This is a genomic window from bacterium (genome assembly GCA_026398675.1).
Classification (GTDB): domain Bacteria; phylum RBG-13-66-14; class RBG-13-66-14; order RBG-13-66-14; family RBG-13-66-14; genus RBG-13-66-14.
The window spans coordinates 1-8,915 of sequence record JAPLSK010000179.1; the positions used below are offsets into that span (position 1 = coordinate 1).

Here is an 8,915-nt window from a genome sequence, read left to right on the forward strand (position 1 = left end):
GGAGGGGTCCAGGTCCAAAAGAATCGTGAGCGACGGCGCCAGCCCCTCGGTGGCCAGGTTTATCGCCGATTCCACCGTGTCCTCGGTCATGCCCAGGCCGTAGCCCTGGTAGGCGCGGGTGGAGTCGGCGTAGCGGTCCAAGAGGACGATCCAGCCCTCCTCGATGGCGGGGAGTATAAGGCGGTGGACCAGCTCGGCCCTGGCCGCGGCGAAGAGGAGGAGCTCCGCCGGTGGGGTGCGCTGGAGCTTCCGGTCCAGGAGCATCTCGCGCACCCGTTCCCCCAGGGGGGTGCCGCCGGGCTCGCGCAGCCGCATCACCGGGACGCGGTCGCCGTCGAGCCGCTCGGCCAGGAGCTCGAGCTGGGTGGTCTTTCCCGCCCCGTCCATTCCCTCGAAGGAGACCAGATGACCCCGCCGTGCCACGTTCTCTCCCTTTTTAAAAAAATCCCGGTACTATTTTAGCACAGGGGACGGTCGGGTGCCCGCTTTACCCCCTCCGAGGGCTCTGGTAGAATGAGGGGCGATGCTCGCGCTCCGCTTCACCGTTCTGGGGTTTCTGTTCCTCTTCTCCGCCTTCTTCTCGGGCGCGGAGACGGCGCTCTTCTCTCTCTCCGCCGCCCGGCTCGAGTCGCTGGCCCGTTCCACGAGCCACGCGGAGCGCCGCGTCGCCCGGCTGATGCGGGAGCCCTCCGGCATCCTGGTCACCCTCCTCTTCGGCAACATGCTGGTCAACGTCGCCGCCTCCTCCATGGCCACCGACCTCTTCCTGGGACTCTTCGGGCGTGGGGGGCTGGAGCTCGCGGGGCTGGTGATGACCCTCGCCCTGTTGATTCTGGGCGAGGTGACCCCGAAGAGCCTGGCCGCGCACCGTCCGCTGGCCCAGGCGCGCCGGTCATCCGGCCCCTTGAATCTCTTCCACCGCCTCGTCGCCCCGGTGCGGCTGCCGCTCGCCGCCCTTTCCCGCTCCCTGGTCCGCTCCCTGGAGAGGCGGATCGCGAAAAGCGACACTCCCTCCGCCGATGAGCTGCGCACGGCCCTCGAGATGGCCGGCCAGGAGGGGGAGCTGGACGACGAGGAGGAGACCATCATGGTGCGCCTGTTCGAGCTGGACTCGAAGCGGGTGAAGCGGCTGATGACCCCGGCGGCGGACGTCGTCTCCCTGGCGGCGGGCTCGACCCCGGCCGAGGCGCTGGCGGTTTTCCGCCGCTACGAGTTCAGCCGTCTCCCCTGCTACGAGGGCGACCCCGACAACTGGGTGGGTGTGGTGCGGGCCCAGGACGTCGGCCACGCGGTGCTCGCCGGCCCCCCGCCGGACTTGAGGCCCCTTTTGCGGGAGGTGCACTTCGTCCCCGAGGAGGCAACCGCCCTGACCCTTTTGGCCCATTTCCACCGCACCGGGACCCACCTGGCCCTGGTCTCCGACGAGTACGGCGTGTTCGTCGGTCTGGCGGCGCTCCAGGACATCTACGACGAGCTGGAGGAGTCCCCGCGTCACAACCCGCGGCTGCGGCGCCAGGATCCCGGGCGCTACATCTGCGCGGGCTCGTTGGCGCTGGACGATTTCAACCGGGCCGCGGGCACGAAAATCTCCGACGACGACTACAGCTCGCTGGGCGGCTGGCTTACCGGCCTGGCGGACCGCATCCCGCGCGTCGGCGCGCGTATCGTCGCGGCGGGGTTCGCCTTCACCGTCCTGGAGGCCGAGCCGAACCGCATCGTGCGCGTACTGGCCCAGCGCACGGCGGACGAGGGGGCGGGATGATCCTCCTCGCGCTCCTCTTGGTGACGGACGTCCTCCTGGTCGCCTTCTTCGCCGGGATGGAGACGGCCTGCGTCTCGTCCAACCGGGTGCGGCTCACCACGGCCGCGCGCGCGGGCGACGGGCGGGCCCGCGTCGCCCTCAAGCTCCTGGCGACCCCGGACCGGCTCATCACCACCTGCCTCGTGGGGACCAACATCGGGGTGGTCGGCGCCTCCTTCATCGCCACCGCCATCGTGGTGGAGCTCCTGCCCGCGGACGCCCGGGGATGGGCCGTGCTCATCACCAGCCTCATCTTGACCCCGTTGCTGTTGGTCGTGGGCGACCTTCTGCCCAAGGCCGTCGGGCGGGCCTTCGCCGACCCGCTCACCCTCGCGGCGGCCTACCCCCTGAGAGTGCTGGACTGGATCCTCAAGCCCATCTCCATAGCGGATAACGCGCGAGGAGCTGCGGGTGATGATGCACCAGGGGGCGCGGGGCGAGGCGATAGACGACCGGACGGCGCGCATGGTCGGGTCGGCCTTCACCTTCTCCTCCCGCGAGGTGCGCGAGGTGATGACGCCCCTGCGCGAGGTCCAGGCGCTTCCCACGGAGGCCGACGTCCCCGAGGCCTTCGCCGCCGTCGTGGACACCGATTCCGCCTTCATCGTCGTCTACCGGGACCGGGTGGACGCCATCGTGGGGGTGGTGCCGGTGATGGATCTGGTGCGCGCCCCGCTCCAGGCCACACTGGAACGCATCATGACCGAGCCGCTCTTCGTGCCGGAGAGCAAGAATCTGCGCGGGATGCTGGAGACCTTCCGCCGGCGGCAGGTGAGCGTGGCCGTGGTGGTGGACGAGTACGGCAGCACGCTGGGGGTGGTGACCCTGGACGACGTGGTGGGGACGATAACCGAGGCGACGCAGGAGGGGCTGGCCGCTCCGGGTCCCCTGGACCGCGGCGAGTCGGTCGCCCTGCCCGCCGACCTCCCGCTGGCCGAGCTGGCCGACCGCTTCGAGATCGAGCTTCCCGAGGGCGATTACGCCACCCTGGGCGGCTTTCTGATAGACCGGCTCGAGCGCATCCCCCGGGCCGGGGAGGAGGTCGTCCACGAGGGTTACGCCCTGCGGGTGCTCGACGCGACGCCGCGTCGGGTGGTGACCGTGGTCGTCGAGCGGAGGCACTAGCGCCGGTCGAGGAGCCGGGTCGGAGTGAGGGTCGCATCGGCTTCCCTCTCCCTCCGGGAGAGGGGATGGGGGTGAGGGCCACCTTTGAAAATAAAGCGGCGGGGATAGGAACCGAGCGAAGCGAGCTATGCCCCTGGCAAATCCCCGCCCTACATCATCGCAATTGCGCGCCGACGGGTCAGGGAGAGGGGTGAAGCGGCCCCCTCTCCCTTCCAGGGAGAGGCTCGCCTACGGGCTAGGGTGAGGGTCGGAGCGGCCCCCCTCTCCCCGTGGGAGAGGGGATGAGGGTGAGGGCCACCTTTGAAAATAAAGCGGCGGGGATAGGAACCGAGCGAAGCGAGCTATGCCCCTGGCAAATCCCCGCCCTACATCATCGCAATTGAGCGCCGATGGGCTAGGGTGAGGGGTGACGGGTGGGTGTGGACACACGCCCCTACGTCATCCTTCGGTGCTGGAAATCCCCGACTCGCTTGTGCTATACTGTCCCCTGTACCCGGCTAACCCGGTCGGGAATAGGGAACATTACCGGACCAATCAGGAGGACGAATAGTGAGAACGACGCTTCTGGTCATCATCGCCGCGCTGGTCCTGGCGGCCCCCGTAATCGCCCTGGGCGACGGGGACACGGCCTGCTGCGGGGCGGGAACCTGCACGGTCGCGGACACCGACGGCTGCTGCTGCGGCGGGGACTGCGCCTGCGAGGACTGCTCCTGCGCCGACGGCGGCTGCAAGGACGGCTGCGCGGGCTGCAAGTGCGACAAAGGCTGCGACGGCTGCAAGAGCGACGACGGCTGTGGGAGCGGTTGCTGCGGCGCTAAGGACTCCGACGACTAGCCCCTGAGTGTTAAAAAAAGGCGGGCCCCTGGGCCCGCTTTTAAATTTCTGTGCATCCTACGTGAAAAGGTTTGAACAATAGATCGCTCCCTACCCCATTTATTATGTGAGCAGATTTGTGCTCGCTTAGACTTGACTATTAGGAAAAAAGCGTGTACATTGCGAGTGCAGGCATGCGCGGGAGCTACCGCAGGTCGTCTGTTGAGGATGGCAGCGCCGATGGCGTGGGATCCTACGGCCCGGGGCCTGTTTCTATCACCCTGTAAAGCTCGGTCCTTTTTACCCCCTCGATTGCCTCACGGGGGGTAATTTTTATCCCGTAACCCCAGATGTTACCTTGCCGGTTATAGATGACCTGTTTAAATTTTGCAATGTATTTAGTTTCGACGTTATCGAACCGGTTAGGCTCCAACGCGTTAAATAGAGCTCCGGCATATGCGTCTGCCGCTTGTAAACCTGCGCATTTACCTGGACGCCAGGTCTTTCTGCCTTCAAGGTCTATAAAATCGAACTCTATGCGGACGTCGACCCCAGAATCCCGCTGACTTTTAAGTTTACGTAAATACCGGTCTAGTTTTTCATACGACATACCGCTTCTATTTGAAAAGACCAGTTCGACTTTACCGTCGCCGACAGAACCCTTCCCAGCGTCCCGAGCGAGCCAGGATACACGTTCAAGTAAATAACGTATGCTGTAAAAGTATAAGTGGTAGCTCTCCTTGAATTTTTCTGGTTCTAATAATGCGGTTTTATCTACGGCTACGGCGATACACCGGATGGGTAAATTAGCTAATTTGTTTGTTAATACGACCTTTTTATCGTGTTTTAATGTCTTCCAATGTATGGGTTTTTTAGGCGGCATTTCAAACAGCTCCCGAATTTCCCGTGCCATTCGTATTATCATGTTGTCGTCGGACATGCGGACGATAACCGCTGATTGGATAAACCAACGCGAACTGCCCGCGCCGAATTTGAACCCCTCACAACCGGATTCATCTATATAGCAACGAAACGATGTATTCATAATCCTACACCTTCAACGATCTATCCTAGAAGGCACCGGTCCCTACCGCCCCAAAATCTCCCGGCAGACCTCGGCCCCCCGACGGCCCGACAGCAGCATCGCCCCGAACGTCGGCCCCATCCGCGTCAGCCCGTGGAACGTCGCCACGCTCATCCCGACGGCCACCAGACCGGGGTAAACCTCCCCGGTGTGCGCGACGACCTCGTCCTCGGAGCGCTCGATCCACATCGGCTGCTCTTTCTGGAGCTCTAAGAGGCCCCGCTTGGCCAGAAGGTGCATCACGCTGGCCTCGTGGCCCGTGTCGTCCACGATGATTTTTGCTTCGAGGCAGACGGGGTCCAGGGTGTTCAGGCCGCGGGGGATGTAGTCCAGGGCGGTCCAGTTGACGACGACGCCGCCCAGGCGCGCGTCCTTCAAATCCACGTCGGTCCCCGGGGATTTCCCCCGGAGGACGACATCGTAGACCGTGGTGCAGTTGAGCACCGCGGCTCCGGCCTCGTAGGCCGCGACGACGAACTTCGCGCAGTTCAGCGGCGCCGGCGAGGTGAAAAGCCCCGGTCCGGCCTCGGTGTATCGGATGCCGAATTCGTCCAGCATCTTCTGGGCCGGGGCGCGGTAGGTCAGCGGCGCCATGAAGTACCCGCCGGTCCAAAATCCCCCGCCCAGGTGGGGGTTGCGCTCCACCACCAGGGTCTTGACGCCGGCGCGGGCCAGGTCGTGGGCGCAGACGAGCCCCGCCGGACCGCTCCCCACGATTATCACGTCGCTCTCGACGTACTCCTCGACCATCCGCGACCACTCGCGCACGATGGCCCGGGTGACCTCTTTCTCCCCCCCCGGGGCGAAGATGGGCATGGCTCTCCCTTCCGGCGGCGCCGGTCTTTCGAGGCGCGAGGATATTACCCCGCCCGGCGCCGGGGGTCAAGCCGGGTCAATTCACGCTGTTGGTTTGGTCATACCCCCTGTGGTATCATCCGGGCGTTAAAGCATCCCCCGCCGGAGGCGCCATGGTCCCGTACAACATCCTGGTGATAAATCCCGGCTCCACCTCGACTAAGGTGGCCGTTTACACCGACGAGGAGCCGATTCACGAGCGGAACCTCCAGCACGTCAAGTTCGACCTGGAGGGTTTTCCGAAAATCTGGGACCAGTACGGCTTCCGCAAACGGATAATCCTGGCGTTTCTGGAGGAGGTGGGATTCGATCTGGCAAAACTTTCCGCGGTGGTGGGGCGCGGCGGCTTGTTCCAGCCCGTGGTCTCCGGAACCTACGCGGTCAACCAGCAGATGATTTCAGACGGCCGGATGGGCTTCTCGGGTGAGCACGCCAGCAACCTCGGCTGCGCCCTGGCCTACGGCATCGCCTGGGACCTGGACATCCCGAGCTACATCGTGGACCCGCCGTCGGTGGACGAGTTCCCGCCGGTGGTCAAGCTCTCCGGGCTCCCCGAGCTGCCGAGGCGGAGCCTCTTCCACGCGCTGAACGTGAAGGCCACGGCGCGGCACGCCGCCAAGGATATGGGCAAGTCCCTGTCCGAGATAAACATCATCGTGGCCCACCTGGGGGGCGGCATCTCCATCGTCGCCCTGGAGAAGGGCCGGGCCATCGAGGCCCACAACGGCCTCTACGAGGGGCCGTACACGCCGGAGCGCGCGGGCACCCTCCCCACCTTCCCCCTCATGGAATGGGTGTACGAGGCGGCCAAGAAGGGCACCCCGCTGGAGAAGCTTACAAAGCGGTGCGTCGGCGGGGGCGGCCTGGTGGCCTACCTGGGGACCAACTCGGCCCGCGATGTGGAGGAGCGCGCCGAGAAGGGCGACAAGGAGGCCCTCTACTATCTCACCGGCATGCTCTACCAGGTCTCCTACTACATCGGCGCCGTATCCATCGCCCTCAAGGGTAAAGTGGACTGCATCGCCCTCACCGGCGGCATGGCCTACGGCAAGTTGATCGTGGAGCGGATAACGGACTGGGTGAGCTGGATCGCGCCGGTGAAGGTTTACCCGGGGCAGGACGAGATGGGGGCGCTGGCGCAGGGGGCGTTGCGGGTCCTGCGCGGCGAGGACCAGGCGCTGGAGTACCCCACCTACGTGGGCGACGAGGGGTAGGCGGTTCGCCGGACTTGGAAAAGGCCCCCGGGGGCCTTTTTATTTGGGGATCGTTTTACCTAAACGGACCGCCGCGGCGGGGATTAAAATCCCCGCCCTACATTCAGAAGCACGGTGGAGGGGCAATCTGGCGGGCGGGTCAGGAGACCCGCCCCTACGTCCTTACCTAGCGAAACCCCGTAGGGGCGACCGTCCACGGTCGCCCGCGGCGGGGATAGGAACCGAGCGAAGCGAGCTATGCCCCTGGCAAATCCCCGCCCTACATTCCCCCTCTCCCCTCTGGGGAGAGGCGCGCCTACGGGCTGGGGTGAGGGGTGAAAACGGGCGGACCGGTTGGCCCGCCCCTACGACATCGCAATTTGGCGCCGGGTTCTATTCCACGTCGGGGCCGGCGCGCAGGCAGTACACGTTCCCTAAAAAATCCCCCACGTACACGAAGCCCTCGACCACGGCGGGGACGCCGTCCTCCACAATCCCCGGCACGTTGTACTCCCATACCACCGAGGCGTCGGCGGCGGCGAGGCAGCTAACGGTGTTATCCCGGCCAAAGAAGACATTCCCATCGGCGATCGCCACGCCGGCAATCACCGCCCCGTCGTAGGTCCTCTCCCACACCTCGGCCCCCGAGGCCGCGTCCAGGCAGTAAACCGTGTCATCGGCGGCGAAGACGACGTAGGTCCCGTCGCTCTCGGGTTTGCTGGGGAAGTCCTTGCCCGAGGCGTACTCCCAGGCTACGGCGCCGTCGGAGGTGTTCCGGGCGGTCAGGTTGCCGTAGCCGTCAGCGGTGTAAAGGAAGTCGCCGCTCAGCTCCGGCCGGCGGTGGATGTAGTTCGTCGCCGGCGACCGCCAGACGACCGAGCCGTCGGCGTTGTCCAGGCAGGTGACGAAGTTCCCCCCGTTGTACTCGGCCAGATATATGTAATAGCTTACGGCGGTCGAGGTCATGAAGAGGTCGGAGGGGTAGTGCCAGACCGTGGAGCCGTCGGCCTCGGCGAGGCAGTAGAGGTCGTTGGTGCCGGAGGGGGCGTAGTGGCCGTCGGCGAACACTAGACCGGCGGTTAGGCTGGGGCCGGTGGTCAGGACGCCCGAGAGGTCCTTGCGCCACTGTTCGGTCCCGTCGGCGGCGCCCAGGGCGAAGAGGGTTTTCGAGGACTCCCACCCGTCGTCGGTGTGGCTGTTGACGAAAACGAGGCCCTGGCCGTTCACGGCGGCGCTCTCCAAAATGGGTCCGTCGGCGGTGAACCGCCAGACCTCCGCGCCGTCCACGGCATTCAGGCAGTAGAAGTTGCCGTCCCGGCTGCCGATGAAGACGTCCCCTTCGTACACCGCCGGCCGTGCGACCACGGCGCCGCCGGTGGTGAAGGTCCAGACCAGGCGCGGGAGGTCGCCGTCCCCATCGCCATCGCCGTCCCCGTCGCCGTCGGCGGGGGTGGTGCAGAAAAGGAGGCCGAAGGAGAGTATCAGGGCTGAAATGAGCAGGAAGATGATCGCCGTTGGGCGCATCGGAACCGCCTTTCACGCTGTGAGCTATTGAGTAAACCATCCCGGGTCGCGGTTTGTCAAGCCGGGGCAACCGCCTTTCACGCTGTGAGCTATTGAGTAAACCATCCCGGGTCGCGGTTTGTCAAGCCGGGGCGGCGTCCGGCCGGCGTCCGACCCTCGCCACGGCCCTTGACTCGCATTTGTGATGACGTAGGGGCGGCCCCGTGGGATGCATCCCCTGCGGGCCGCTGTGTTTCGCCCCTCACCCCCGGTTGCGATGACGTAGGGGCGACCCGTAGGACGAGTCCTCTGTGGTCGCCCGCGGGCCGACCTGAAGGTCGGCCCCTACGAGGGTGTCGCGCAATTTGATCAAATCCCGTAGGGTGGGGGCTCCGTACCCCGCCCGTTTTACCCCCCTCCCTAGCCCGTAGGCGAGCCTCCCCCCAGAGGGGGGAGGGAAATTACGGCAGCCCTCACCCGGCCCCGCGCCTCGCAGGCCACCCGCGGGTCTACTGGACAATTGAATAGATGCTTGACTCAA

8 protein-coding genes are annotated in these 8,915 nt (G+C 65.4%); 4 read left to right on the forward strand and 4 right to left on the reverse strand.

The features are described 5' to 3' along the window. On the reverse strand, positions 1-423 hold a 423-nt coding region (tmk, locus tag NTW26_05855; protein ID MCX7021784.1), incomplete at its 3' end, for a dTMP kinase. 100 nt (positions 424-523) lie between these two features. Here tmk and NTW26_05860 point away from each other — a divergent pair. From NTW26_05860 to NTW26_05870, 3 genes are all read left to right on the forward strand, one after another. Next, complete coding sequence (locus NTW26_05860; protein MCX7021785.1) at positions 524-1,762, forward strand: hemolysin family protein; 1,239 nt, start codon at positions 524-526, stop codon at positions 1,760-1,762. A gap of 453 nt (positions 1,763-2,215) precedes the next feature. Next, entirely contained in the window at positions 2,216-2,926 is a 711-nt protein-coding gene (locus tag NTW26_05865) for a CBS domain-containing protein (protein ID MCX7021786.1), read from the forward strand. Positions 2,927-3,475: 549 nt separating this feature from the next. Then, on the forward strand, positions 3,476-3,760 hold the full coding sequence (locus NTW26_05870) for a hypothetical protein (protein MCX7021787.1): 285 nt from the start codon (positions 3,476-3,478) through the stop codon (positions 3,758-3,760). A 232-nt stretch (positions 3,761-3,992) separates the two neighbouring features. Here NTW26_05870 and NTW26_05875 read toward each other — a convergent pair whose 3' ends face one another. Further along, positions 3,993-4,784: a DUF3800 domain-containing protein gene (locus tag NTW26_05875; GenBank protein MCX7021788.1), complete on the reverse strand. Its 792-nt coding sequence runs from the start codon at positions 4,782-4,784 to the stop codon at positions 3,993-3,995. Between the two features lie 42 nt (positions 4,785-4,826). Then, positions 4,827-5,639, reverse strand: a complete 813-nt coding sequence (locus tag NTW26_05880; protein ID MCX7021789.1) for a sulfide-dependent adenosine diphosphate thiazole synthase — start codon at positions 5,637-5,639, stop codon at positions 4,827-4,829. Positions 5,640-5,791: 152 nt separating this feature from the next. On the opposite strand from NTW26_05880, the gene buk reads away from it, so the two are divergent. After that, the gene (gene buk, locus NTW26_05885; protein MCX7021790.1) at positions 5,792-6,892 is read left to right on the forward strand and encodes a butyrate kinase; all 1,101 of its coding nucleotides are present in this window, start codon (positions 5,792-5,794) and stop codon (positions 6,890-6,892) included. A 372-nt stretch (positions 6,893-7,264) separates the two neighbouring features. On the opposite strand, the gene NTW26_05890 is transcribed toward buk, so the two are convergent. Then, positions 7,265-8,395 carry a PQQ-binding-like beta-propeller repeat protein gene (locus NTW26_05890; GenBank protein MCX7021791.1) on the reverse strand — a complete coding sequence of 377 codons (1,131 nt, stop codon included), beginning with the start codon at positions 8,393-8,395 and terminating at the stop codon, positions 7,265-7,267. Positions 8,396-8,915 lie beyond the last annotated feature (520 nt).

Coding starts and splice junctions, on each gene's coding strand:
- buk (MCX7021790.1), top strand. CDS start 5,792: ATGGTCCCGTACAACATCCTGGTGATAAATCCCGGCTCCACCTCGACT.
- NTW26_05860 (MCX7021785.1), top strand. CDS start 524: ATGCTCGCGCTCCGCTTCACCGTTCTGGGGTTTCTGTTCCTCTTCTCC.
- NTW26_05890 (MCX7021791.1), bottom strand. CDS start 8,395: ATGCGCCCAACGGCGATCATCTTCCTGCTCATTTCAGCCCTGATACTC.
- NTW26_05865 (MCX7021786.1), top strand. CDS start 2,216: ATGATGCACCAGGGGGCGCGGGGCGAGGCGATAGACGACCGGACGGCG.
- NTW26_05875 (MCX7021788.1), bottom strand. CDS start 4,784: ATGAATACATCGTTTCGTTGCTATATAGATGAATCCGGTTGTGAGGGG.
- NTW26_05880 (MCX7021789.1), bottom strand. CDS start 5,639: ATGCCCATCTTCGCCCCGGGGGGGGAGAAAGAGGTCACCCGGGCCATC.